Origin of the sequence: Povalibacter sp. (assembly GCF_036520495.1) — a bacterium.
Taxonomy (GTDB): Bacteria; Pseudomonadota; Gammaproteobacteria; order Steroidobacterales; family Steroidobacteraceae; genus Steroidobacter.
Genome location: NZ_DATDJO010000042.1, coordinates 1 through 25,314, shown reverse-complemented (window position 1 = coordinate 25,314; position 25,314 = coordinate 1). Strand labels below are relative to the sequence as shown.

Genomic DNA, 25,314 nt, shown 5'->3' with positions numbered 1-25,314 from the left:
CCGACCTGGCACCTGGCACCTAGCACCTAGGGCCTAGGGCCTGGGGCCTGGTCACTTCATCGTCGGCATCGAAAACTCAGCGCGATGTTCGACGTCGCGCGGCCAGCGCTGCGTGACCGCCTTGAGCCGGGTGTAGAAGCGCACGCCCTCGCGACCGTAGATGTGGTGATCGCCGAACAGCGAGTTGCGCCAGCCACCGAAGCTATGGAAGGCCATTGGCACCGGCAGCGGCACATTGACGCCAACCATCCCGACTTCGATTGCGCCGGTGAACGTGCGGGCCGCGTTGCCGTTGCGCGTGAAGATGGCCGTGCCGTTCGCGTAAGGATGCGCATTGATCAGCTGGATCGCCGTCTCCAGATCCGGGACGCGCACGATCCCGAGCACGGGTCCGAAAATTTCTTCGCGATAGATACGCATGGTCGGCTGTACGCCATCGAAGAGCGAGCCGCCGAGAAAGAATCCCTCGCGGGCATCGTTGAACATGCCGCGACCATCGACGACCAGGTTGGCGCCTTCATTGACGCCGGAGTCGATGTAGTCACGAACTCGACCGCGATGCTCGCTGGTGATCAGCGGACCCATGTCGGCATTCAGGTCGCTGTAGCTGCCGATACGCAGCCCCTCGATCTTCGGCACGAGCTTCTCGATCAGGCGATCGGCCGTGTCTTCACCCACCGTCACGACGATCGAGATGGCCATGCAGCGCTCGCCCGCTGAACCATACGCCGCACCCATGAGGTGGTTGGCGGTGTCGTCGAGATCCGCATCGGGCATGACGACGGCATGATTCTTCGCGCCGCCCAGCGCCTGCACGCGCTTGCCGTTCATGGTGCCCTGCGTATAAATGTGGCGCGCCACCGGCGTGGAGCCGACGAAGCTGATCGCAGAGACATCCTGGTGATTCAGCAGGCCGTCGACGATCTCCCGGTCGCCGTGAATGACGTTGAATACACCGTCGGGCAATCCCGCTTCGTGCAGCAGACGCGCGAGCACGATGGACGCTGACGGATCACGCTCGGAAGGCTTGAGGATGAACGTGTTGCCGCAAGCGATCGCGAGCGGGAACATCCACATCGGCACCATCGCCGGAAAATTGAACGGCGTGATGCCGGCCACGACGCCCAGCGGCTGGCGGATGCTGAATGCGTCGACACCGGTGCCGACGTTCTCGTTGTGCTCGCCCTTGAGCAGTTCGGGGATACCACAGGCGAATTCCACCACTTCGAGACCGCGGACGACTTCACCCCTGGCATCCGCCAGGGTTTTGCCGTGCTCACGCGAAATCGCCATCGCAATTTCATCGCTGGCGGCTTCGAGCAGCCCGCGGAAACGAAACATCACGCGTGCCCGGCGCAACGGCGGGGTGGCAGCCCAGGACGGGAACGCCGCTTTGGCAATTCGCACGCATTCATTCAGTTCGTCGAGCGATGCATACGGCAGTTTGGCGGTGACACTACCCGTGCTGGGATCGAATACGTCGCCGGAACGCCCTGGCGAACCTGCGACAGTCTTGCCGCCGATCCAGTGTGGAATCGTGGCGACGGAAGAAACCGATCGAGCGGATGCGGACATGACGTCAGTACCGATGAAGAAAGTGATGAATTGGCGCAGCCACTGCGTCCCCAGCCGCTGCAGTTCTCCGGCTGGTGCTGCGCCTTCGCGGATCGCGAAAACAGGCCTTGCAACCTAAAGACCCCGGCGCGTCGAGTCAACAGCGCTGTTGATCATGACGCCCTGCCCGCCGGCCATTCCGGAACCGCCGCAAGTCATTGAACAGGGTGCTTATGGCTCGGCTTTCGCGCCATGCGCGAGGTTGTTGCCGAAACGAAGAGCTGGCAGCGCGGCTGAAACCAGAACGCGCGACATCGGCGTGTGCGCTGCAGCCCATAACGTTACGGATCAACCGGGCCGCAGCTTCTTCCCGGCATCGCGGCTGCGTGAAGTCGCCAGATTCTGCGCGACTGAATCCAGCAATTTTTCGAAGCGGGCCAGATCCTGCTCCGAGAGTCCGATGAACGTCTCGTCTTCGTTGATTTTTGCGACGTCACCCAGACGACTGATGAGCGGCTGCGCTGCTGGCGTCAGATGCACGCAGTAGGCGCGGCGATCCTTCGGATTCTCGCGTCGTTCCAGATAGCCGTCCGCACACAGGCGGTCGATGAGCTGGCCGGCACTGACTTCGGTAATTTCCAGCATCGAGGCGATGCTGCGTTGCGTTGCCCCTGCATTGCGTGCGACGGCAACGATGACGCCCCACTTCGGACGGGTCAGGCCATCGGCCTCGACCGCCTGATCGAACCGCTGGCGTATCTGTCGCGCGATGACATTGAGCTTGATCGAGATGGAGCGCTTGCGGTTGTCGGGCTCGCTGCCGAAAGGACCAGGGGTGACGATGGCCCGCGACTTCGCGCAGTTGTCCGTGGATGCGCTGCTGCAAATACTTTCCGCTGAGGGTTGTCGTGGACGCCGCATTCCTCAGAGCCGCTCGATGGTTATGGCGGGAGCCCCGGCGGCGCACACGCTTTCAGCGCCGACCAGCATCTTGCCGGCTTCAGCAACGGCCTCGCCCGCAACCGCAGTAAGGGCGGAAGCCATCATCACAACAGACTCCTTCTATGGCGGCGGCAGGAAGACTCACCTGCCACTTCATCGGCGGGCGCCAGATTCAGTGCGTGTTTTTTTCGCGAGCAGGCTATTCGTCCAGAGCGGACGGGGCCGGGAAAGAAGAGTGCCCGCTCCTGGCGCTCTCAGAATATAGCCCACCCGGGGCCTTGCGGTAAGGCCCGGCTCGTGCCGCAGCATCGCCGCCGTTGCGAGAGCCGGCGGAAACGGGAGTCACGAAATGCATTCAAAGTTGTCAACGACTGAAGCACGGGCCGCGGCAGCGGCGTCACTGGCAGCGCATGCCGTAGTGATTGCCGGCGGCGGTCCGACAGGGTTGATGCTGGCTGGCGAGTTGGCGTTGGCGGGCATCGACGTTGCCATTGTCGAACGACGCGCCAGCCGCGACCTCACAGGCGCTCGAGCCCGCGGCCTGCACTCACGCACCATCGAAACACTCGATCAGCGCGGCATCGCCGATCGGCTCCTCTCGCAGGGACAGGCGCATCCGGTCGTGCACTTCCACGTCGCTCTGGACATCAGTGACTTTCCCACCCGACACAACTATGTGCTTGGGTTGTCGCAGAACCACATCGAACGCATCCTCGCCGAATGGGTCGGCGAGCTGCAGGTCCCTGTCTATCGCGGACGTGAAGTTGCTGGTTTCACGCAGGACGACACGGGCGTCGACGTCGCGCTCTGTGGCGGTCAGTCGCTCCGTGCCGGGTATCTCGTCGGGTGCGATGGCGGCCGCAGCGTGATTCGCAAGGCCGCCGGCATCGGATTTCCCGGATGGGATCCGACGACGAGCTGGCTGATCGCCGAAGCTGCAACAACCGAGGAACCGCCATGGGGGTTTCACCGGAATGCGTTCGGCATTCATGCGATCGGCAAGGCAGAGAACGGCGGGTCATCGGCGGGGTTCGTGCTGACCGAACAGCAGATGCAACTCGACAGCGAACCCACACTGCGCGATGTCAGCGAGGCCCTCATCGCCGTCTATGGGACCGACTACGGGATCCACAGTCCCACCTGGATATCCAGATTCACCGACATGACGCGCCAGGCGGCCGCATACCGCGACAAACGCGTCCTGCTGGCCGGCGATGCCGCGCATGTGCATCCGCCGGTGGGTGGTCAGGGCCTCAACATCGGCATGCAGGATGCGGTGAACCTGGGATGGAAACTGGCCCAGGTGGTCAAGCGGACATCACCCGAAAGTCTCCTCGACACGTATCACACCGAGCGCCACCCGGTCGCTGCGCGCGTATTGCACAACACGATGGCGCAGGTTGCGCTTCGCCGCACGGACGACCGCACGCAGGCCCTGGGGGACATCATGTCCGAATTCCTCGCCATGAATGAGCCGCGCCAACGACTCGCCGCGGAGATGTCCGGCCTGGGCGTGCAGTATGACCTCGGTCCCTCCGATATCGACAGAAAGCATCCGCTCCTCGGACGTCGCATGCCCGATCTCGACCTGGTCACCGCGAACGGCCCACTGCGGGTCTTCACATTGCTGCACAAGGCACGGCCGGTGCTTCTCAATCTCGATGAGCCCGGCAGTGTCGACATCACTGCGTGGTCAGATCGGGTGCAGTTGATCGACGCCAGCTACGCGGGTCTGTGGGAGCTCCCGGCGCTTGGGACGGTCGCTGCACCTACCGCCGTGTTGATCCGTCCCGATGGGTATGTGGCGTGGGTGGGAGAACTGACTCAGCAGGGGCTCCCGGACGCGCTGACCACCTGGTGTGGACCGCCCGCCATGGCGTAGCGCATGTCGATGTTCATCGTGCCCGCGACAACGGCGAGGATCGTCATCAGGCGCAACGTCGATGGCATGAGCGATACCGAAGAGGAAGGTAGTCATGCCTACATTGCATATGAACGTGTGCGCGTTCCGCTCGATGCGATGCCCATCAGACCCGGCGAAGCCTTTAAAGTAGCGCAGGCGCGGCTCGGCGGCGGACGCATCCACCATGTGATGCGCACCGGCGGGCTGCAATCGCGCGATCGGGATGATGCGCGAGCGCGCCGTGCCGCGACGCACCCACGGGGTAAGCTGACGGGGGGCACCAGTTCGTGCAGAGCATGCCCTGCGGATCCGACCCTCGATCCCGAGCAATTCCGACTACTGATACTGAAGACCGACCGGATGATCGACAACGAACCCCACGGCGCCGCACGCACGCACATCGCGATGTGCAAGCTCGCCATGACCAGGGTCCGTCGCGGTATCGCGCAACGCGCGGTGCATCTGCATGGGACGCTCGGCCGCCGCCGAAGCCCTGCTCGCGGGTTGAACCCGTGAGAGGTGGCGCGCTTGTAACCCTCGCGGCCAAAATCCAGTATTGCAGCCCGCATCCAACATTGACCCGCATTGCGGGGACCTGGGCCGTGATCGACAGTGGCCGCCCTGACGAGGCCCAAGGCCACATGCAACGACCTCGCCGAGGTCCTGCAACCAGATGTGCAGATACTGCCGGAGTGAAATGACCATGAACGCTGCCGTGCGCCACAAGCTCACGCACCTCGAGCGCCTCGAAGCCGAGAGCATCCACATCCTGCGGGAAGTGGTGGCCGAAACCGAACGGCCCGTGATGCTGTATTCCATCGGCAAGGACAGCGCCGTGATGCTGCACCTGGCCAGGAAGGCGTTCTATCCGTCGAAGCCGCCCTTCCCGCTGATGCATGTGGACACCACCTGGAAGTTCCGCGACATGTATGCGCTGCGTGATCGCGCCGCACGCGAAGCCGGCATGGATCTGCTCGTCTATCAGAACCCCGAGGCGCTGGCGAAGGGCATCAACCCGTTCGACCACGGCGCGCTGCATACGGACATGTGGAAGACCGAAGGCCTGAAGCAGGCGCTCGACCTGCACGGCTTCGATGCCGCCTTCGGCGGCGCCCGTCGTGACGAAGAAAAGAGCCGCGCCAAGGAACGCATCTTCAGCTTCCGCAGCGCCAACCATCGCTGGGATCCGAAGAAGCAGCGACCTGAATTGTGGAATCTCTACAACGCACGCAAGGCCAAGGGCGAAAGCATTCGCGTGTTTCCGATCTCCAACTGGACCGAGCTGGACATCTGGCAGTACATCCACCTCGAAGGCATCGAGATCGTGCCGTTGTACTTTTCGGCGCCGCGTCCGACAGTGAAGCGCGACGGGCTGATCCTGATGGTCGACGACGATCGCTTCAAACTGAAACCAGGCGAAACGCCGCAGATGCGCTCGGTGCGCTTCCGCACGCTCGGCTGCTATCCATTGACCGGCGCGGTCGAGAGCGAGGCGCAGACGCTGACGCAGGTGATCCAGGAAATGCTGCTCACCACGACGTCCGAACGCCAGGGCCGCGCCATCGACCACGATCAGGCCGCGAGCATGGAAAAGAAGAAGCAGGAAGGGTACTTCTGATGAGCGTCGCCCCGGGTTCGAATGTAGATGCGATCTACAAGACCGATGCCCTGATCGCCGAGGACATCGAGGCCTATCTCGAGCAGCACCAGCACAAGACGCTGCTGCGCTTCATCACCTGCGGTTCGGTGGACGACGGCAAGTCCACCCTGATCGGCCGGCTGCTGTACGACTCGAAGATGATCTTCGAGGATCAGCTCGCCGCGCTCGAAGCCGACAGCAAGCGCATGGGCACACAGGGTCAGAACATCGACTTTGCGCTGCTGGTCGACGGCCTCGCCGCCGAGCGCGAACAGGGCATCACCATCGACGTCGCCTATCGCTTCTTCGCCACGGAAAAGCGCAAGTTCATCGTCGCCGATACGCCGGGGCACGAGCAGTACACGCGCAACATGGTGACCGGCGCCTCGACGGCGGATCTCGCCGTGATCCTCATCGATGCACGCAAGGGCGTGCTCGTGCAGACGCGCCGCCATAGCTATCTCGCGCACCTGATCGGCATCCGCAACATCGTACTGGCGGTCAACAAGATGGACCTGGTGGGCTACAGCCAGGAAGTCTTCGAACAGATCGTCGACGACTACACCGAGTTTGCGAACGGCATCGGCATCACCGACTTCGTCGCAATGCCGATCAGCGGCTTCAAGGGCGACAACATCACTGCAGCATCGCCGGAAATGCCCTGGTACGACGGACCGGCGCTGCTGCCGCATCTGGAGGCGGTGGAAGTCGACACCGCCGCGATGCAGGAGCGTCCCTTCCGCATGGCCGTGCAGTGGGTCAATCGCCCGAACCTCGATTTCCGTGGCTTCTCCGGCCTCATCTCCAGCGGCACGGTGAAGCCCGGCGATGCGATTCGTGTGTTGCCGTCCGGCAAGACCTCGACGGTCACCCGCATCGTCTCGCTCGGCGGCGATCTCGACCAGGCGGTCGCAGGTCAGTCCGTCACGCTGACCTTCGCGGATGAAATCGATTGTTCACGCGGCGATATCATTGCGATCGCGAGCGATCCGGTGCAATCGGCCGACCAGTTCGAAGCCACCATCGTGTGGATGGATGAAGCGGAGATGCTGCCAGGACGGCCGTACTGGTTGAAGATCGGCGCGCAGACGGTGACGGCGACGGTGCATGCGCCGAAGTACCAGGTCAGCGTCAACAGCATGGAGCACCTCGCGGCCAGGACGCTGGAGCTGAATGCCATCGGTGTGGTGACGCTGGCCACCGATCGTCAGATCCCGTTCGAGCCCTACAACGACAATCGCAATCTCGGCGGGTTCATCCTCATCGACAAGATGACCAACGCGACCGTCGCGGCGGGCATGATTCATTTCGCGCTGCGTCGTGCGCAGAACGTGCACTGGCAGGCAACGGACATCACCCGTGAACATCACGCCGGCCTCAAGAACCAGAAGCCGGGCGTCGTCTGGCTCACCGGTCTGTCTGGCGCGGGTAAATCGACCATCGCCAACCTGGTCGAGAAGAAACTCGCCCGCATGAACCGCCACACGTTCCTGCTCGATGGCGACAACGTCCGTCACGGCCTGAACAGGGATCTTGGTTTCACCGACGCGGATCGCGTCGAGAACATCCGTCGCGTCGGCGAAGTTGCGAAGCTCATGACGGACGCCGGCCTGATCGTCATCACCGCCTTCATCTCGCCGTTCCGCGCCGAGCGCAAGCTGGTGCGGCAGATGGTTCGCGAGGGCGAGTTCTACGAGGTGTTCATCGACACCTCGCTCGCCGAGGCGGAAGCCCGCGATGTGAAGGGCCTTTACAAGAAAGCCCGCGCCGGGCAACTCAAGAACTTCACGGGCATCGACAGTCCGTACGAGAAACCCGAAGCGCCGGAACTGCGCATCGATACGGCGACCATGACGCCGGAACAGGCAGCGGATGCCATCGTGGCGATGCTGATTCCGTAAGGATCAGCATCGCAGGCGGCTGAGGAGCAGCCAGGCATTCGTAACCTGCATGACCAACGGAAAATCCCGCGGGACGCAGGACACGGAGTAGAAAGACGTATTCCTCTTTCCTCAACCTCCGTGTACTCCGTGTGAAACTTCGTATTCGGAGCCCTTCGCACGATCTTCATCCGTTCAAGTCCGTGCCTTGACCCTAAATCAGGTCTCTCTTCATGAACCCGGCCCCTTTCAAACTCGGTTACAAGGCCTCGTCGGAGCAATTCGCACCGGTCGAACTTCTCAACTACGCCGTGCAGGCCGAAGACGTCGGCCTCGACTCCGTCTGGATCAGCGACCATTTCCAGCCCTGGCGTCACACCGGCGGTCATGCGCCTTTCTCGCTCTCATGGTTGGGCGCCGTCGGCGCGCGCACGTCGCGCATCGTCATCGGCACCAGCGTGCTGACGCCGACGTTTCGTTACCACCCCTCCATCGTGGCTCAGGCCTTCGCGACACTGGGCTCGTTGTTTCCCGATCGGGTCGTGCTGGGAATCGGTACCGGTGAATCGCTGAACGAAGTACCGTCGAGCGCCATGGCGTGGCCGGAACCGAAGGAACGCACTGCGCGCTTCAAAGAAGCCGTCGACCTGATTCACCGCCTGTGGCGCGAAGATCGCCTCACCTACGAAGGTACGTACTACAAGACCGAGAAGGCGACGATCTATGATCGGCCCGATCGGGAAGTCCCCATCTATATCGCCGCGGCCGGTCCGGTCATGGCGAAATTCGCCGGCGAAGCCGGTGACGGCTTCATCTGCACCAGCGGCAAGAAGTGGGACCTGTACACGGAGACGCTGCTTCCCAACGTGGCTGCGGGGGCGCAGAAGGCCGGCAAGGCGACCACCGACCGCATGATCGAGATCAAGCTGTCATTCGACTCGGATCGCGAACGTGCGCTGCAGGACACGCGATTCTGGGGCGCCCTCGCGCTGAAGCCCGAAGAAAAGGTGAACGTCGAGGACCCGCTGGAGATGGAAAAGCTCGCCGATGCCCTGCCGGTCGAACGCGCAGCGTCACGCTGGATCGTCAGCAACGATGCCGATGAGGTGGTCGAACGGGTCGGCCAATACGTCCGGCTCGGCTTCAACCACCTGGTCTTCCACGCACCCGGCCCGGACCAGGCGCGCTTCCTTAAGTTGTTCGCCGCGCAGGTCGCACCGAAGCTGCGAACCGCGTATGGTTGAACTTCCGGATCTGACCCGATTCAAGGATCCGATACTGACGCGAAGATGTCCGTAACTCACCCATCGTCCACCTGGGCATTGGTGCCGCTCAAGTCGGGCGAGCACGCCAAATCGCGCCTCGCTTCAGTGCTCAGCGCGCCGCAGCGCTCGCGCCTGTTCTTTGCGATGGCGCAACGCGTCCTCCAGGCGTTGCGAGACTGCAGCGGTATCGAGAAAGTATTCGTCGCAACCGCCAGTCCACGCGTCGCCAGCTTTGCTGCCCAACTCGGCGCGTGCCCGATACTTCAGTCCACCGAAATTGGCATGTCCTTCGCGCTGTCATCGGCACTTCGCCGCGACGAGTTCAGTCAGCCGCGCCGCGTGCTCATGCTGCCCGGCGATCTGCCGTTGATATCGCCCGCAGCATTGACCGAAATTCTCGAGACCAGCGAATCGGGCATCGTCGTGGTGCCGGATCGTCAGCGCATCGGTACGAACGCCCTGCTCTGTTCACCGCCTCGCGCGCTCACGCCGGATTTCGGTGGCCATAGTTTCGATCGACATCTGGCGCGGGCTGCAGCCGCCGGCGTAAAGGCGACCGTCCTGGAATCGCCCGCCTTGTCGCTGGATCTCGATTGCCCCGCAGACCTCGATATCCTGCGTTGCAGCGATGCAGCGCAGTTGCTGGACGTGCTGGACGCCGAAGAGACCAGCATCGCCCTGACCGAGTGAACGATGACGCTCACCTCCCTTAACTCATGGCTCGATGAGCGGCCCGCAGCAGCGCAGGCCTTCTCGTTGCTTGATCACAGCGATTGGCGCTCACTGGCGCCGCTCGCCACCGAACTGCGCGAACGCGGCTGGGGCACGCGTATCAGCTACTCGCGCAAGGTCTTCGTGCCGCTCACGCAACTGTGTCGCGATGTCTGTCACTACTGCACGTTCGCGCAGACGCCTCGCCATCTCGAAAAGGCCTTTCTGGAACCCGACGATGTGCTGCGCATTGCGCACGATGGCGCCGCGCTTGGCTGCAAGGAAGTGCTGTTCACCCTGGGCGATCGTCCCGAAGCCCGCTATGCGCACGCTCGCGAAGCACTCGCGCGCCTTGGCTTCGCAACGACACTCGAATACCTCGAACATGTCGCCGGCCTGGTGTATCGCGAGACCGGCCTTCTGCCGCATCTGAATCCCGGACTGATGAATACCGGGGATTTCGCGCGGCTGCGACGTGTCGGTCCGTCGATGGGCATCATGCTCGAATCGTCGTCCGAGCGTCTGTGCCAGCGCGGCGGTCCGCATTTCGGCTCGCCGGACAAGGCGCCCGCGCGCCGGCTGGAGACACTGCGTCTTGCAGGCGAAGCGCGCGTGCCAATGACCAGCGGCATCCTCATCGGTATCGGCGAGACGCGGCATGAACGCCTCGAATCACTGCTGGCATTGCGCGAACTGTCCGACCGCTACGGGCACATTCAGGAAATCATCGTCCAGAATTTCCGCGCCAAGGCCGGCACGAAAATGCACGACGCACCCGAGCCGTCGACGGATGAGCTGTGCTGGACGATCGCGGCAGCACGACTGATCTTCGGCGCGCACATGAGCATCCAGGCGCCGCCGAATCTCTACGGTGGCGATCTGCCCGAACTCATCGCTGCCGGCATCAATGACTGGGGCGGCGTTTCGCCGCTCACACCGGATCACGTGAATCCCGAAGCCCCGTGGCCGCATCTCGACCGATTGGCGCAGGCTACGGCGCGAGCGGGCTGCGATCTGATCGAGCGGCTCACCGTCTATCCTTCCTACGTGATGGCCAGGGCTGAATGGATCGCGCCGGAACTGCATGCACCCGTTCTGCGACTGTCGGACGGCGCAGGCTGGGCACGCGTAGGACGCTGGACCGCAGGCTCGGTGGAGCCGGCTGACGCCGATGACCTTCGTGACATCCCGCTGGCGGCCATGCCGCGGCGCTCTGCGATGTCCAGCCGGATCGATCGCCTCGTCGCCGGACAGGAACTTCCCGAACACGAGATCGCAGAACTCTTTACCGCACGCGGCGCCGACTTCGTGCACATCTGCCGTGAGGCCGACGCGCTGCGTCATCGCAGTGTCGGCGACACGGTGAGCTATGCCGTCGTCCGCAATATCAACTACACGAACATCTGCCTGTACAAGTGCAGCTTCTGCGCCTTCTCCAAGGGCAAGACGCACGAGCACCTGCGCGGCGCTCCGTACCTGGTGGATCTCGAGGAGATCCGCCGGCGCGTGAGCGAAGCCTGGGAACGCGGCGGCACGGAAGTCTGCATGCAGGGCGGCATTCATCCGTCCTTCACCGGCCAGACGTATCTCGATATCTGCCGCGCAGCGAAACAGGCGGAGCCGCGCATCCACGTGCACGCGTTCTCTCCGCTGGAAGTAGCCCACGGCGCACGGACGCTGAACATTTCAATCGATGAATTTCTCGTTGAACTGAAACGAGCGGGCGTCGATTCGCTGCCCGGCACCGCTGCAGAAATTCTCGACGACGACATGCGGCGCGAACTCGCACCCGACAAGCTGACCACCCGGGAATGGCTCGATGTCGTCGCACGCGCGCATCGTGCCGGCATCCCGACGACGTCGACCATCATGTACGGTCATATCGAGAGCTACACGCATTGGGCGCGGCACCTGCTGCGACTGCGCGAACTGCAACACGAAACCGGTGGACTCACGGAGTTCGTACCGCTGCCATTCGTGCATATGGAGGCGCCGATGTACCTGCGTGGTCATTCCCGCAAAGGCCCGACGTTGCGCGAAGCGATTCTGATGCATGCGGTGTCGCGGCTCGTCCTGCATCCGCTGGTTCGCAACATCCAGGCATCGTGGGTGAAACTCGGACCGCAATGGGCGCAGCGTTGCCTCACTGCGGGCGCCAATGATCTGGGTGGCACGCTCATGAATGAATCCATCAGTCGCGCCGCGGGCGCAGTCCATGGCCAGGAACTGGCGCCGCGACAGATGCAGGAACTCATCGCTGAACTGGGTCGCCCCTGGCGGCAGCGCACCACGCTGTATCGCGATGTGGATAGCTCCCGGATCGCGCAGGCTGTCAACGCAGCCCCGCTCGCGCCGACGCACAACGCACCGCTCTCGCGACGCAGCGCCCGCATCTCCGCGTGAGCGACTCGCTCGTCTTTATAAAGGTGCCGGGATTGCCGGAAGTGATGCCTGGTGACGACCTCGCCTCGCTGCTCGAGCGTGCGCTCGGCATCTCGCCTGATCTGACGCTGCGCAATGGCGATGTCGTCGTCGTCGCCCAGAAAATAGTTTCCAAGGCCGAGAATCGTTACATCGAACTGGACAGCGTGACCCCGAGCGCCCAGGCGCGGGAACTGTCGCAGCGCTGCCTCAAGGATCCGCGCCTGGTCGAACTGGTGTTGCGCGAATCCACGGACGTCGTGCGGGTCGCACCCCATGTACTGATCGTGCGCCATCGCCTTGGCTTCGTCGTCGCCAACGCCGCGATCGATCAATCCAATCTTCCTTCAGGCAGCGAACGCGCCCTGCTGCTGCCGCAGGATCCAGACGCATCCGCACAGGCATTGCGACTGCAGCTCGAACAACGCTACGGCGTCAAACTGGCCGTGCTGATCTCGGACAGTTTCGGCCGGCCATGGCGACTGGGCGTTTCTGGCGTATGCGTGGGCTGTGCCGGGTTGCAGCCACTCGTCGATCTGCGGGGCACAAATGATCGCAGCGGTCGCCCATTGCAGGTCACGCAGATTGCGGCCGCCGATCAGCTCTGCGCAACGGCGACGCTCGTGTGTGGCGAAGCGGCAGAAGGAACACCCGTCGTGATCGTCCGCGGCGTGGCCGCCGAGTACCTGGAGAATCCTCGCGGTGCCAGCGCATTGGTGCGTCCGCTCGAACAGGATCTGTTTCGCTAGAGCCTGGGGACAGGTTGGATGCTGCACCGAAGAAGGAAGGGCCGTGCGCTGCTTTGAATTCCCAAGTGTCCCCGACGCGAACGAACTGGACCTGGAGCTGAGCAGTCACGCAAGCGTGGCCGTGTTCATGCAGACTGGCGCGGGCCTTGTCTGCAGTCGACCTCGAACAGCGCAATAACCGCATGGTCAACCCACCTGCTCCCTCTCGCTCGATCTATGTGGCGCTCTGTGGCGGTGTCGGCGGCGCCAAGCTGGTTTCAGGCCTTGCACGGATACTTCCCGCGGAATCGCTGGTGGTCGCGGTCAATGTCGGCGACGACTTCGAGCATCTGGGGCTGACGATCTGCCCCGATCTCGACACGGTGCTGTACACGCTTGCCGGTCTGGTTCATCCGCAACAGGGGTGGGGACGCAGCGATGAGAGCTGGGGCGTGATGGACGAGCTGCGACGACTCGGCGCCCACACCTGGTTTGCCCTGGGCGATCGCGACATCGCGCTGCATCTGCTGCGAAGCGAACTGTTGCAGGGCGGGCTGACGCTCAGTGCGGCGAATGCCGAGCTGGCGCGCCGCCTGCAACTGGACGTGACGGTCTCGCCGATCAGCGATCAGCCCGTGCGCACGATGCTCGACACCGACCAGGGGCGACTCGCCTTCCAGGAGTACTTCGTGCATCGACGCTGCGAGCCCGCAGTTCGCGCAGTGGAGTTCGCCGGAGCGAAGTCCGCGTCACTCGCACCCGCCGTGCTTGCCGCGCTGGAGAGCAAGGACCTCGCTGGCGTGATCATCTGTCCCTCGAACCCCTATCTCAGCATCGGCCCGATGCTGGCGATTCCGCAGTTGCGCCAGCGACTGCGCGCGCTGGATGCGCCTGTCGTTGCGATCTCTCCGATCGTGGCAGGTGCCGCGATCAAGGGACCGGCGGCAAAGATGATGTGTGAACTGGGCGTGCAACCTGCGGCTGACGTCATCGCCCCTCTATACGAGGACTTCGTGGACATTGTGGTGCTCGACACCGCGGACGCCGCGCTCGCGACCGACGCCCGTTTCGCCGTGGTGCCTACGATCATGCATACGCCGGAACAGAAAGTCGCCCTGGCGCGCGACTGCATCTCGCTGATTCAGGCGCTGCGGGCACAGCGCTCGCGCTGACTACATCCGCTTCGACATGCCTTCAACTATCGGCATCCTGCCCTGACGCACGCGCTGGAGGAATTGCGGTACTGCAGCATTCATGACAGAGGCTCGCACGGAAACGCACCGGCCGTGCCTCCGGGAACACCATGATTCGCGAATAGGCGAATTCCCCCGGCGTCGGACCTTCGCGGCCGGTTTCGGTAAGTTTTTCGACTTCTTGTCTGAAAATGACCACGTTCGGCCGCGCTGCTCGTTGTGACTGTACCGGCTGGACGGTTAACATCGCGCCCCTTCGCTCGGTACCCCACGCCGACGCCACCCGTATCGAGGATTCCCGATGGTCGCTGAACAAGCCGCTCTGGGCCCGGCGCGTGAGCGTGTGATCGAAGCCGCTGAACGCGTCGTCGCTGAAGTGGGTGCCGCCCGCCTGACCCTCGATGCAGTGGCGCAGAGCGCCGGCGTCAGCAAGGGCGGACTGCTCTATCACTTCCCCTCCAAGGAATCGTTGCTCGTCGCCCTGGCGCATCGCTACGTGGATTCGATTCACGGCTGCATCGCCGCGGCCCGCGATGGCGTGGGCAAGGGTCCGGCGCAGGAATTGAAGGCATGCGTCCAGGGCATTCTCGGCAGCGAGCGGTGCATGCGCGCGATGACCTCCGTGCTGCTGGCAACTGCCGCGAATGATCTGAAATTGCTCGAAGTGATTCGCGAGCGGATGGCGGAACATCTGCGCGAAATCGAGGCATCCAGCAGCGACTTTGCCCGCGCTGCGGTCGTCACGCTCGCCGTCGACGGATTGATGATGCGCGAAGCGCTGCGCATCTCTCCTTTCAGCGTCGAGCAGCGCGCACAGGTTGTGGACAAGCTTCTTGAATTGGCCGACGAGGCCTCCAGGTGATTCTCATGTCGAAGGTTGGAATTCGCAATGTCGGGATGCTGGTCGGACTGGCACTGACGCTTACAGGATGCAGCGACAACCAGGAGGCCATGCACATGCCGCCTCCGGAAGTGACGGTGCAGACCGTCGATTCGGCCGCGGTGCCGCTCGATCTTACATACACCGCGCGCACCGTTGGTTCACGCGAAGTCGAAGTGCGTGCCCGCGTCGGCGGCATTCTGCTGAAGCGTCGTTTCGAGGAAGGCAGTCGCGTGCGCGAAGGCCAGACGATGTTCCAGATCGATCCGGTACCGATCCGTGCCCGTGTCGCATCCGCCCGCGCCGAAGTCTCGGTCGCGAAAGCGCGTCTCGATGAAGCAGGTCGCCAGAAAGACCGCGTGCTGCCGCTGTTCGAGAAGAACGCCGTGAGCCAGAGCCGTCGCGATGAAGCCACCTCCCTGTTCGAAGTGGCTCAGGCAAATCTCAGCGCCGCGCAAGCCGCGCTCGAGACGGCCGAACTCGATCTCGAGTACAGCGATGTGCGCGCGCCGATCTCCGGCCTCACCAGCCGCGAAGCCGTATCCGAGGGCAGCCTGATTTCGACCGATCAGAATTCGAGTCTGCTGACGCGCATCGTGCAGATCGATCCGCTGTATGTGGAGTTCTCGGTGCCGGAAGCCGAAGCCGCGCTGCTACGCACCGCACTTGCGCCCGCCAGCAAGAGCGCCGCTCCCATCGTCAAGCTGCTGCTGAACGACGGTTCCGACTACCCCGACGCAGCGAAGCTCACATTCGTCGACAATGCCGTCGACCTGCAGTCGGGCACCGTGCGTGCACGCGCCGTTCTCGGCAACAAGTCGTCGCAATTGATTCCGGGGCAGTTCGTCCGTGCCCGCGTCGAAGGCGTCACGCTGGCCAATGTCGTCTCGATCCCGCGCAAGGCCGTGATGTCCAGTGCGCAGGGTCCGTTCGTCTGGATCGTCGGTGCCGAGGACAAAGTCGAAATGCGTCCCGTGCAGATCGGCCGCGGTCTGCGCAATGACGTCGTGGTCACCTCCGGCCTGTCTGCCGGTGATCGCTACGTCGTCGACGGCGTGCTGAAGGTACAACCCGGCATCGAGGTCAGCGCCGTTTCGACCGACGCCGCCAGCAAGCAGGCGGATATCGAGAAGGCCAAGGCGCCCGTCAAGAAAGAGTCCGAAGCATGATGTCGCGTTTCTTCATCACGCGCCCGATCTTCGCGTGCGTGATCTCGGCCTTCATCGTATTGGCGGGCCTGGGCGGCATGCGCGCGCTGCCCATCTCCATGTATCCGGCGATCATTCCACCGGTGGTCACCGTCAACGCCTTCTACCCCGGCGCCACGGCGGAGACGATTGCCGAGACCGTGGCAGCGCCGATCGAAGAACAGATCAACGGCGTCGAGAACATGCTGTACATGACGTCGGTCAATTCCGGCGACGGCACGCTCTCGATCAGCGTCACGTTCAACATCGGTTCCGACCCGGACCTCGCCGCGATCAACGTCAACAACCGCGTTCAGGCGGCTGAGCCCCGCCTGCCGGAAGAAGTGCGCCGCCAGGGTGTCACCGTCCGCAAATCGTCGGCGAACATCCTGATGTTCGTGAGCCTCGCCTCGCCCGACAACAGCATGGACGATCTGGCGCTGAGCAGTTATGCAGCGCTCAACATCGTGGACGAGATCCGGCGCATCAAGGGCGTTGGCGATGTGCAGCTGTTCGCACAGAACTACGCGATCCGCATCTGGATGCAGCCCGACAAACTGGCGCAGATGGGCATGACGCCATCGGACGTGGCGACGGCGGTGCGCCAGCAGAACTCGCAATTCGCGGCCGGACGTGTTGGCCAATCACCCACCGACGGCAACGTCGACTTCACGTTTGCGGTTACTGCGCAGGGACGGCTCGAAACCCCCGAGGAGTTCGAACAGATCGTCATCCGCACCACGGACTCCGGCTCGGTCGTGCGCCTGAAAGACGTGGCCCGGGTGGAACTCGGCGCGCAGAACTACAACCTGAACCAGACCGTCGGCGGCAAGCAGGCCGTGGCTCTCGGCATCATGCTGCAGGCTGGCGCCAACGCCATCGAGACCGGCAATGCCATTCATGCACGCCTTGCCGAGATCTCTGCCGATTTCCCCAAAGGCATGGCCTATGAGGTCCCGCACGACACCAACAAATACGTGAAGGTGGCCATCAAGGAAGTCGTCAAGACACTGATCGAAGCGATGATCCTGGTGTTCATCGTCGTGCTGCTGTTCCTGCAGAACCTGCGGGCCACCATCATCCCCATGCTGGCGGTACCGGTGTCGTTGATCGGTACGTTCGGCGCGATGTACGTCCTGGGCTTCTCCATCAACATGCTCACGCTGTTCGGCATGGTGCTGTCGATCGGTATCGTCGTGGACGACGCCATCGTCGTGCTGGAAAACGTCGAACGCATCATGACGACCGAAAAGCTGTCGCCGGCGGCGGCAACGGCGAAGGCCATGGACGAGGTCACGCGACCGGTCATTGCCATCGTGCTGGTGCTCAGTGCGGTGTTCCTGCCCGTCGCCTTCATGGGTGGACTCGTCGGCGAAATGTACCGCCAGTTCGCCATGACCATTTCGGTGTCGGTGATCATCTCCGGCTTCGTCGCGCTGACGCTGACGCCGGCACTGTGCGCGTTGCTTCTGAAACCTCACCACACGGTCAACAACCGGCTGCTGCTGCGCTTCAATGAATGGTTCACGCGCATGACCGACCGCTACGAACGCGGCGTGCAGCTCGTCATGCGTCGCGGCGTCATCGCTACCGGCGTGTTCGCGGCGATGGTTCTGGTGACTGTCGCCCTGTTCTTCCGACTGCCGAACTCGCTGGCCCCGAGCGAGGACCAGGGCTACATCTTCGTCATCGGCCAGTTGCAGGACGCGGCCTCGCTGGATCGGACGATCAAAGCGTCCAACCAGATCGCGGACGCCCTGCGCGAGCACCCGGCCGTAAATACCGCCCTCGCCATCTCCGGCCTGGACGCCATGACCTTCGCCATGAAGACCAATGGCAGCGTCATCTGGGTGCCACTCAAACACTGGGATGAACGCGGTCGCGACCCGAACCTGAGCCCGAAAGCCGTGGTGGGTGCGGCCTGGGGTGCGGGTGCCCAGGTGAAGGATGGTTTCTTCCTGCCGATGGAGCCGCCGCCCATCGAAGGTCTGGCCATGACCGGCGGTTTCGAAGCCTATATCCAGGCGCGTGATCGCGGTACGGCGAAGGACCTCGAAGCGGCAACGCAGAAATTCGTGGCCGCGCTTTCGCAGCGCAAGGAACTGGCCGGGGTGATGACCACGTTCAGCGCCAGCGTGCCGCAGATGCGCATCGACCTGGACCGCGAAAAGGCCATGTCGCTGGGTGTGCCCGTCACTGAAGTGTTCGAGACGTTGCAGGCCACCTTTGGCGCCACGTACCTGAACGACTTCAATCGGTCCGGCCGCGTCTACCAGGTGCAGCTGCAGTCCGAACCGCGCTACCGATCGTTCCCCGAGGACATCCGCGACGTGTTCGTGCGTGCGAAAAGCGGTGAACTCGTGCCGCTGACCGCCGTCGCCAGCATTCGTGAATCGACCGGTCCGGAAGTCATTGAACGCTTCAATGTCTTCAAGTCCGCGAAGATCATGGGCGGCGCCGCGCCGGGCTTCAGCTCGGGCGATGCCATCCAGGTCGTCGAAGAAGTTGCAAAGCAGGCCCTGCCCGCCGGTTATCAGCTGGCGTGGACGGGCTCGGCGTATCAGGAGAAAGCCAGCGGCGGCGCATCGAACGGCGTGTACCTGCTCGGCGTACTGATGGTCTTCCTGATCCTCGCGGCGCAGTTCGAGCGCTGGACGCTGCCGCTCGCGGTGATCCTCGCGGTGCCATTCGCGGCATTCGGCGCATTCCTCGCCGCCACGCTGCGTGGACTGGAAAATGACATCTACTTCCAGATCGGCATGCTCACGCTGGTGGGTCTCGCCGCGAAGAACGCCATCCTGATCGTCGAGTTCGCACTGATGAAGCACCAGGAAGGCATGTCGCTGACGGCAGCGGCGGTCGAAGGTGCGAAACTGCGCTTCCGTCCGATCATCATGACGTCGCTGGCGCTGATCTTCGGTGTGCTGCCGCTGGCGTTGAGCAGCGGTGCGGGTGCTGGCAGTCGTCATTCGCTCGGTACGAGCGTGATCGGCGGCATGCTGGCGGCGACGTTCATCGCCACGTTCTTCGTGCCGATGTTCTTCCGCTGGGTGGCGAGCCACACGCGCGACATATCGCATGCACATGCGGCGCCGGCCGATGAAGAACAACCCCAGCCGAAGGGCGTGTGAAGTGATTGGTGGGCCTGCCCGGGTGCAGGCCCTGTCTCTCGAATATGGAACTATAAATGCGTAATTTCTTGCTGCTTGCAGTGGTGTCGGGCGTCCTGAGCGGATGCGTGGTCTCCAGCGTCGATCCGCAGAAACCCGAGTTGCCGCTGCCGACCGCACTGCCCGTGCAGACGGCACAGACGGTCGATCTCCCCGATCCGTGGTGGACGCTGTTCAACGATGTCACGCTGAACTCGCTGGTCGAAGAAGCGCTCGATCACAATCCTGACGTCGCCATCGCCGCGGCACGCGTGGCGCAATCACGCGCGGTGCTTGGCATCACCAATGCCGACCGCTGGCCGGCCGTCGATCTGCAGGGCAACGTCACGCGATCGAAGGACAGTGCCTACGTGAATACGACGCCGGGCATCGATCGGCATCGCACCATCTACACCGTGCAGGGCGGGGCCAGTTTCGAGCTCGACCTGTGGGGCAAGTATCTGCGCGCTTCGCAATCGGCTCGCGAGCAATTGCTGAACACCGAGTACGGTCGTGAAGCGACCAAACTCAGCCTCACCGGTGACGTGGCCCGCAGTTACTTCGGCCTGATCGCAGCGGCGCAGCAACTGGCCCGCGGCCGCGACACACTGTCGACCCGCGAGGAATCACTGCGTATCGAAAAACTGCGTTTCGATGCCGGCGAAACCGACGAGTTCACGTTCAAACGCGCCGAGGCCGACACGGCTGCGACGCGCACCTCGATGCATCAGCTCGAACTGGATGTCGTGCGCCGTACCAACGCCATGGGCGTGCTGCTGGGTCGCTCGCCGCAGGATCTGGTCGATCGCGCCATCGAGGCCGAGCAGATCGATCTGCCAGCGGTCGCAGCGCTGCCGGCGGCGCTGCCTTCCAGCGTGCTGGAGCGGCGGCCCGATATCGGCGCAGCCGAAGCGGCATTGAATTCGTCCGCGTATGACATCGGCGTGGCGCGTGCACTGCTGTTCCCGAGCATCAGTCTTACGGGTGCGTTCGGTTCAGTGAGCCCGGAACTCGACAATCTCTTCAAGAATCCTGCCCAGGCATGGTCTGCGGCGGGCGGCATCCTGCAGCCGATCTTCCAGGGCGGTCGCCTGCGCGCCAACGTAAAACGTGCGGAGGCCGTGCGCGAAGAACTCAAGGCGGAATATGCCCGGACGGTACAGAACGCCTTTCGCGAGGTGCTCGATTCGCTGCAGGGGCAATCGATCATTGCAGGCGTCAGCCAGGCCAACGCCGATCAGGTGGCAGCGCTCACCCGAGCGACGGAACTGGCCGAACTTCGTTACGACCAGGGCGACATCGCGTACATCGACCTGCTCGATGTCCGTCGCGGTCTGTTCCAGGCGCAGATCGATGAAGTCGCGGCGCAACGCGATGCACTGCTCAACGCCGTCGATCTGGCACTGGCCGTCGGCGGCAGCATGGGTGCACGCGCGGAACCGCTCTCAGCGCGCAGGTAACAGCCGCAAGCCCCGGGGTTGGGTTACGATTTAGCTCCGGAGTGCCCATCCACCGCAGAACCTGTCCCCCCGCATGAATCGCCTGCGGGCGTTGGAGAACAGGGCGACCCAGGCCTCCTGCACCAACGAGGACTTCGAATGACCTTGCCTGTGATTGTTGCCGGCGGTGGGATCGGCGGACTGACGCTCGCGCTTTGTCTGCATCAACGCGGAATTCCAGTGCGTGTGTTCGAGCGCGTACCGGAACTCAAACCACTCGGCGTCGGCATCAACCTGCTGCCGCATGCGGCGCGTGTACTGCACGAACTCGGACTGGCAGAGGAACTCGCGGCCACGGCTATCCAGACTTCGAGCCTGTCGTACTACAACAAGCTCGGCCAGCCGATCTGGCGCGAGCCCCGTGGCGTCGCCGCCGGCTATCCCGTGCCGCAGTACTCCATTCATCGCGGTGAATTGCATCTGATGCTGTTCCGCGCGGCGAGCGCGCGCCTCGGCCCGAAGAATGTCGTCACCGGCGCGGGCTACGAGTCCGTGCGCCAGACCGATACCGAAGTGATCGCCGATTTTCTGCGCACCGATGGCACGGGTGAGTTCGAGGTCCGCGGCTCCGCCCTGGTCGGTGCCGACGGCATTCACTCGCTGGTACGGCGCGCCATGTATCCCAATGAAGGTTTGCCGCGATTCGCCAGGCGCATCCTGTGGCGCGCGGTGACCGAGGCCGAACCGTTTCTCGATGGCCGCAGCATGATCATGGCGGGACACCCGGACCAGAAATTCGTCTGTTACCCCATCTCGCAGGCCACTGCGGTGCGCGGCCGTTCACTCATCAACTGGATTGCCGAGCTGTCGGTGCCGTACGACTCGCCGCCTCCGCAGGACTGGAACGCGGAAGTTCCCAAGTCACGTTTCGCGCCGAGCTTCGCCGACTGGAAATTCGACTGGCTCGACGTGCCGCGTCTCATCGACGAAGCAAAATTCGTCTACGAATTCCCGCTGGTCGATCGCGATCCGCTGCCGAGCTGGACCCAGGGACGCGTCACGCTGCTGGGCGACGCGGCGCATCCGATGTATCCGATCGGCTCCAACGGCGCGTCGCAGGCCATCCTCGATGCCGAAGCGCTCGCCAATGCGTTGCAGACTCAGGACGTGGCGCCGGCGCTGATCGACTACGAGGCCGCACGCCTGCCGGCCACGGCGAAGATCGTGCTCTCGAACCGCCAGAACGGTCCGGAACAGGTGATGCAGATTGCGGAGGAGCGGGCGCCGCACGGGTTCGCGCACGTCAACGACGTGATCCCGCAATCCGAGCTCGAAGAAATCGCCGCCCGTTACAAACAGACCGCCGGATTCACGGTCGCGGAAGTGAAATCGAAAGTCGCAGCGGCCTGAGCAGGCCGCTCCATTGCTGGCGATGTGATACGTGTCTCACATCCCGCCAATGTCCTTGGGTAGATTATGTCCGCTGAAACTCGCCCTCGAAGAGCGATCGAATGCGAACACTCGTGGACCTACTGAACGACGACCGCGGATACGTGCGAATCTTCGCCGAATCCCGTGGGTTCGGGTACGAGAAATCGATGCACCGCCCCATGGTCACCGACGATCTGTTCGACCGGATGAGTGGCTACGCTTCCATGGAGAAAGCCCTGGAAGCTGCCCAGCTGCAACTGCAGGTCGAGCCTGCAAAACGCCCCCGTCGACGCGCTCGCTGATTCGCAGAAGCTCATCGCTGCAGCACTCCAGCCAGCTGCTGCCGGTCACATCGACCCTCCTTCGTTGTTTGCAAGATGTGCTGTTTGCCAGCTCGCAGGCACCAGCCCGCGGTATGCGTGTACTTCCTGACTTGCCAGTCGCGGCCCTCTGCCACCTACTATCGCGACCTTGCCGCAGAGGAGACCGATACAGTGAAGTCCACCGTTTCGATTCTGATGCTGACAGCCACACTGGCTTTTGCGGCCGCCACGGCGCATGCGGACGAATATGCCGACACGATCGAAGTCTTCAAGAAGTCGGCCGGGAGCGCTGCCTTCTTCCAGCACGCATACGGCTATGCGGTATTTCCCACGGTTGGCAAGGGTGGCCTCGTCGTTGGCGCAGCGCATGGCACGGGTCGCGTTTACCGGCAAGGAACGTACATAGGGGACACGTCGATCACGCAGGTGAGCATCGGCTTCCAGGCGGGCGGCCAGGCCTTCAGCGAAATCATCTTCTTCGAGAACAAAGCGGCGCTCGACCGCTTCACGACCGGTAATTTCGAACTGGCAGCCACTGCGCAAGCCACTGCGATCACCGCCAGCGCAACGGCCACCGCCACCACTACCGGATCGGGAGCCGGCGCCAGCGGCACCAAGAACAGCGCGGCTACGGCGGGTGTTTATCAGGACGGCACAGCCATCTTCACGGTCGCGAAGGGCGGTCTGATGTACGAAGCCACGGTGGCCGGCCAGAAGTTTTCTTACAAGCCCAACAAGTAATGGATTCGGCGCAGTGCCTGGCACTGCGCCGAATCCATTACCTGGCCAGTTCCGCGTCGATAGCAGCCACCAGTCGCGGATCGTCGGCCGCCACGTCCGGCGCAAAACGCGCCACGACCTTGCCCTTGCGGTCGAGCAGAAATTTTTCGAAGTTCCACAACACGTCGTTGGGCTGCCCGGTCTCGATGCCGTGTCCCTTGAGACGCTCGCGGAACGGACCATCGCCGATCGCCTGCGGCTGCTCTGCAGTCAATCGTGCGTACAGCGGATGCTGATCGGCACCGACGACCGAGATCTTCGAGAACAGGGGAAAGTGGATGTCATAGCTGGTCGAGCAGAAATCACGAATCTCGGCATCGGTGCCGGGCTCCTGCGCCATGAAATCGTTGGCGGGAAATCCGAGCACTTCCAGGCCCGCAGCCTGCTTGCCCTGGTAGAGATTTTCCAACCCGGTGTACTGCGGCGTCAGACCGCACTTGGACGCAACATTGACGACCAGCAGCACCTTGTTGCGATAGTCCGCCAGACTGCCGTCGGTACCATCGATCTTCTTGACCGGGATGTCGTACAGGGACGTTGCCATTGCGCTTTCCTCTTCAGGTCATGGGATGCCGACGGAGCGGCGGCAGCGGCGAACGCCAACTCATGGAAGGCGACGACTGACGAGCCCGGCGCCCTACCCCATGTGGGTCGTGTGATCCGGACGGATCTTGAAGATCACCCGCACTTCGCCGGGCTGCTTCCACGGATAGACATCCTTGCCCAGGTAACGCTTTGCCAGACTGTCGATGTGCGCATCCGCGCCCTGGGTCGTGCGCTCGATCACTGTGCCGCGCACTTCCAGATATCGATAAGCGTTCTCGGGGTCGGTAATGGACACCGCAACGCGACCATTGCGCTGCAAATTGCGATCCTTCTGCCGGTCCGCGGCCGTATTCACCAGCACATTCTGACCGTCGTAATCCACCCAGACGGGCGTGACCTGCGGCGAGCCGTCCGGCATCAAGGTGGCAAGGTGACCGAAAGCCTGTTTCTTGAAGAGGTCGGTGAAGCCGGACGGAATGGTGTTGCTGCTCATGATGGCATCCTCGGCGCGACGTGCTGACAGGTGATGGCGGGCATTACAGCCGCCCCCGCGGCCCGGCACAAGCCGAAAAGACCGAATGCATTCAGCGCAGGATTGCGTGCAACAACATGGCGGGCAGCCAGGTGAAGAGCCCCGACAGCGCCACCGAGACCCAGACCAGCAGCACGACGACCGCCGCCAGCAGCATCGCGACCAGCACACCGACGGGCACCAGAATCACACGCCCCATCAACGGCAGTCGCTGCCACGTACTGAGTTCCTGCGTCGCCGCTACACTGGCGCCGAGACCCGTCAGCGCCAACAGTCGCTTCTGCAGCGACGGAAACATCTTGGCGCCCGATGAGCTGAAGAGTCCCTTGCCGCCGATCTTCTCGACATTCACCACGGACATGTGAGCGGTCCACGGCGCGAACGCGCCTTCCCATGGCAGGTCATTGAGTTTCACCAGCGCCTCACCGAGCGTATTCGGTTCGCGCGTGAGCCGCACCGCGGTGGCATCGGCCAGGAATTTCCTGCGTCGCCACGCCCATGCGAGCAGCGGACTCAAAGCAATCGAGCTGAGCATGCCGCCGAAGAAGCCACTGATGACCAACGGCCCCAGCAGCGGCATCCACAGCATCGTGCGCCAGGGGATTTTTCCGTCCTTTGCATCGATACGCGGCTCGGCGGGATGCGAGCCGGAGTCGAAGGGATTGGTCAGCTCGAGTGCGAGCTGTCCATCTTCGATGCTCGCGCCGCGACGCGCAGCACCGCGCAACAGCGTCGCGAAACGCCGCGCTGCGCCGCGGTCGCCGAATGACTCGCTGAGCCTGGCAATCAGACCGAACAGACTGAGGGTCGT

At 63.2% G+C, this 25,314-nt stretch carries 20 protein-coding genes and 1 pseudogene; 16 read left to right on the top strand and 5 right to left on the bottom strand.

Annotated elements, in window-relative coordinates; all coding sequences use genetic code 11:
* Nucleotides 1-51 precede the first annotated feature (51 nt).
* Both VIZ63_RS16465 and VIZ63_RS16460 read right to left on the bottom strand, forming a co-directional pair.
* Nucleotides 52-1,575 carry a CoA-acylating methylmalonate-semialdehyde dehydrogenase gene (locus VIZ63_RS16465; RefSeq protein ID WP_331610768.1) on the bottom strand — a complete coding sequence of 508 codons (1,524 nt, stop codon included), beginning with the start codon at nucleotides 1,573-1,575 and terminating at the stop codon, nucleotides 52-54.
* 327 nt (nucleotides 1,576-1,902) lie between these two features.
* Nucleotides 1,903-2,475, bottom strand: coding sequence for a MarR family winged helix-turn-helix transcriptional regulator (locus tag VIZ63_RS16460; RefSeq protein WP_331610767.1), 573 nt, complete (start codon nucleotides 2,473-2,475; stop codon nucleotides 1,903-1,905).
* 370 nt (nucleotides 2,476-2,845) lie between these two features.
* Here VIZ63_RS16460 and VIZ63_RS16455 point away from each other — a divergent pair, with 370 nt between their 5' ends.
* From VIZ63_RS16455 to VIZ63_RS16380, 16 genes are all read left to right on the top strand, one after another.
* Nucleotides 2,846-4,378, top strand: coding sequence for an FAD-dependent monooxygenase (locus tag VIZ63_RS16455; RefSeq protein WP_331610765.1), 1,533 nt, complete (start codon nucleotides 2,846-2,848; stop codon nucleotides 4,376-4,378).
* A gap of 3 nt (nucleotides 4,379-4,381) precedes the next feature.
* A complete protein-coding gene (locus VIZ63_RS16450; protein ID WP_331610764.1) occupies nucleotides 4,382-4,915 on the top strand; it encodes an acyl-CoA dehydrogenase family protein in 534 nt (177 codons plus the stop codon).
* A 187-nt stretch (nucleotides 4,916-5,102) separates the two neighbouring features.
* On the top strand, nucleotides 5,103-6,017 hold the full coding sequence (cysD, locus tag VIZ63_RS16445; protein ID WP_349261209.1) for a sulfate adenylyltransferase subunit CysD: 915 nt from the start codon (nucleotides 5,103-5,105) through the stop codon (nucleotides 6,015-6,017).
* Nucleotides 6,017-7,939, top strand: coding sequence for a sulfate adenylyltransferase subunit CysN (gene cysN / locus VIZ63_RS16440; protein ID WP_331610762.1), 1,923 nt, complete (start codon nucleotides 6,017-6,019; stop codon nucleotides 7,937-7,939). The genes cysD and cysN overlap by 1 nt, the downstream gene beginning before the upstream one ends.
* 212 nt (nucleotides 7,940-8,151) lie before the next feature.
* Nucleotides 8,152-9,162, top strand: a complete 1,011-nt coding sequence (gene fgd, locus VIZ63_RS16435) for a glucose-6-phosphate dehydrogenase (coenzyme-F420) (RefSeq protein WP_331610761.1) — start codon at nucleotides 8,152-8,154, stop codon at nucleotides 9,160-9,162.
* Between the two features lie 45 nt (nucleotides 9,163-9,207).
* Entirely contained in the window at nucleotides 9,208-9,873 is a 666-nt protein-coding gene (cofC, locus tag VIZ63_RS16430) for a 2-phospho-L-lactate guanylyltransferase (protein ID WP_331610760.1), read from the top strand.
* 3 nt (nucleotides 9,874-9,876) lie between these two features.
* Nucleotides 9,877-12,297 (top strand): 5-amino-6-(D-ribitylamino)uracil--L-tyrosine 4-hydroxyphenyl transferase CofH, encoded by a 2,421-nt coding sequence (gene cofH / locus VIZ63_RS16425; RefSeq protein ID WP_331610759.1) that lies wholly within the window; start codon nucleotides 9,877-9,879, stop codon nucleotides 12,295-12,297.
* Nucleotides 12,294-13,064: a coenzyme F420-0:L-glutamate ligase gene (gene cofE / locus VIZ63_RS16420; protein WP_331610758.1), complete on the top strand. Its 771-nt coding sequence runs from the start codon at nucleotides 12,294-12,296 to the stop codon at nucleotides 13,062-13,064. The genes cofH and cofE overlap by 4 nt, the downstream gene beginning before the upstream one ends.
* A 146-nt stretch (nucleotides 13,065-13,210) precedes the next feature.
* Nucleotides 13,211-14,215 carry a 2-phospho-L-lactate transferase gene (gene cofD / locus VIZ63_RS16415; RefSeq protein ID WP_331610757.1) on the top strand — a complete coding sequence of 335 codons (1,005 nt, stop codon included), beginning with the start codon at nucleotides 13,211-13,213 and terminating at the stop codon, nucleotides 14,213-14,215.
* Between the two features lie 322 nt (nucleotides 14,216-14,537).
* Nucleotides 14,538-15,098, top strand: coding sequence for a TetR/AcrR family transcriptional regulator (locus VIZ63_RS16410; RefSeq protein ID WP_331610755.1), 561 nt, complete (start codon nucleotides 14,538-14,540; stop codon nucleotides 15,096-15,098).
* 5 nt (nucleotides 15,099-15,103) lie between these two features.
* Nucleotides 15,104-16,285 (top strand): efflux RND transporter periplasmic adaptor subunit, encoded by a 1,182-nt coding sequence (locus tag VIZ63_RS16405; protein ID WP_331610754.1) that lies wholly within the window; start codon nucleotides 15,104-15,106, stop codon nucleotides 16,283-16,285.
* Entirely contained in the window at nucleotides 16,282-19,434 is a 3,153-nt protein-coding gene (locus tag VIZ63_RS16400) for a multidrug efflux RND transporter permease subunit (protein ID WP_331610753.1), read from the top strand. The genes VIZ63_RS16405 and VIZ63_RS16400 overlap by 4 nt, the downstream gene beginning before the upstream one ends.
* Before the next feature lie 56 nt (nucleotides 19,435-19,490).
* Nucleotides 19,491-20,912, top strand: coding sequence for an efflux transporter outer membrane subunit (locus tag VIZ63_RS16395; RefSeq protein WP_331610752.1), 1,422 nt, complete (start codon nucleotides 19,491-19,493; stop codon nucleotides 20,910-20,912).
* A gap of 144 nt (nucleotides 20,913-21,056) precedes the next feature.
* Nucleotides 21,057-22,301 carry a flavin-dependent oxidoreductase gene (locus tag VIZ63_RS16390; RefSeq protein WP_349261210.1) on the top strand — a complete coding sequence of 415 codons (1,245 nt, stop codon included), beginning with the start codon at nucleotides 21,057-21,059 and terminating at the stop codon, nucleotides 22,299-22,301.
* A gap of 101 nt (nucleotides 22,302-22,402) precedes the next feature.
* The gene (locus VIZ63_RS16385; RefSeq protein WP_331610750.1) at nucleotides 22,403-22,624 is read left to right on the top strand and encodes a hypothetical protein; all 222 of its coding nucleotides are present in this window, start codon (nucleotides 22,403-22,405) and stop codon (nucleotides 22,622-22,624) included.
* A 192-nt stretch (nucleotides 22,625-22,816) separates the two neighbouring features.
* Complete coding sequence (locus VIZ63_RS16380; RefSeq protein WP_331610749.1) at nucleotides 22,817-23,386, top strand: lipid-binding SYLF domain-containing protein; 570 nt, start codon at nucleotides 22,817-22,819, stop codon at nucleotides 23,384-23,386.
* A gap of 37 nt (nucleotides 23,387-23,423) precedes the next feature.
* Here the strand turns inward: VIZ63_RS16380 and VIZ63_RS16375 are convergent, their stop codons facing one another.
* The 3 genes and pseudogenes from VIZ63_RS16375 to VIZ63_RS16365 all read right to left on the bottom strand — a co-directional run.
* Nucleotides 23,424-23,969 (bottom strand): glutathione peroxidase, encoded by a 546-nt coding sequence (locus tag VIZ63_RS16375; RefSeq protein ID WP_331610748.1) that lies wholly within the window; start codon nucleotides 23,967-23,969, stop codon nucleotides 23,424-23,426.
* 93 nt (nucleotides 23,970-24,062) lie between these two features.
* Nucleotides 24,063-24,464: a PPOX class F420-dependent oxidoreductase gene (locus tag VIZ63_RS16370; protein ID WP_331610747.1), complete on the bottom strand. Its 402-nt coding sequence runs from the start codon at nucleotides 24,462-24,464 to the stop codon at nucleotides 24,063-24,065.
* A gap of 91 nt (nucleotides 24,465-24,555) precedes the next feature.
* Nucleotides 24,556-25,314, bottom strand: a pseudogene (locus VIZ63_RS16365) (hypothetical protein); the annotation flags it as partial.

Coding starts and splice junctions, on each gene's coding strand:
- VIZ63_RS16455 (WP_331610765.1), top strand. CDS start 2,846: ATGCATTCAAAGTTGTCAACGACTGAAGCACGGGCCGCGGCAGCGGCG.
- VIZ63_RS16410 (WP_331610755.1), top strand. CDS start 14,538: ATGGTCGCTGAACAAGCCGCTCTGGGCCCGGCGCGTGAGCGTGTGATC.
- VIZ63_RS16405 (WP_331610754.1), top strand. CDS start 15,104: ATGTCGAAGGTTGGAATTCGCAATGTCGGGATGCTGGTCGGACTGGCA.
- cofH (WP_331610759.1), top strand. CDS start 9,877: ATGACGCTCACCTCCCTTAACTCATGGCTCGATGAGCGGCCCGCAGCA.
- VIZ63_RS16460 (WP_331610767.1), bottom strand. CDS start 2,475: ATGCGGCGTCCACGACAACCCTCAGCGGAAAGTATTTGCAGCAGCGCA.
- VIZ63_RS16375 (WP_331610748.1), bottom strand. CDS start 23,969: ATGGCAACGTCCCTGTACGACATCCCGGTCAAGAAGATCGATGGTACC.
- VIZ63_RS16465 (WP_331610768.1), bottom strand. CDS start 1,575: ATGTCCGCATCCGCTCGATCGGTTTCTTCCGTCGCCACGATTCCACAC.
- VIZ63_RS16450 (WP_331610764.1), top strand. CDS start 4,382: ATGTCGATGTTCATCGTGCCCGCGACAACGGCGAGGATCGTCATCAGG.
- VIZ63_RS16395 (WP_331610752.1), top strand. CDS start 19,491: ATGCGTAATTTCTTGCTGCTTGCAGTGGTGTCGGGCGTCCTGAGCGGA.
- VIZ63_RS16385 (WP_331610750.1), top strand. CDS start 22,403: ATGCGAACACTCGTGGACCTACTGAACGACGACCGCGGATACGTGCGA.
- fgd (WP_331610761.1), top strand. CDS start 8,152: ATGAACCCGGCCCCTTTCAAACTCGGTTACAAGGCCTCGTCGGAGCAA.
- VIZ63_RS16400 (WP_331610753.1), top strand. CDS start 16,282: ATGATGTCGCGTTTCTTCATCACGCGCCCGATCTTCGCGTGCGTGATC.
- cofC (WP_331610760.1), top strand. CDS start 9,208: ATGTCCGTAACTCACCCATCGTCCACCTGGGCATTGGTGCCGCTCAAG.
- cysN (WP_331610762.1), top strand. CDS start 6,017: ATGAGCGTCGCCCCGGGTTCGAATGTAGATGCGATCTACAAGACCGAT.
- cysD (WP_349261209.1), top strand. CDS start 5,103: ATGAACGCTGCCGTGCGCCACAAGCTCACGCACCTCGAGCGCCTCGAA.
- VIZ63_RS16370 (WP_331610747.1), bottom strand. CDS start 24,464: ATGAGCAGCAACACCATTCCGTCCGGCTTCACCGACCTCTTCAAGAAA.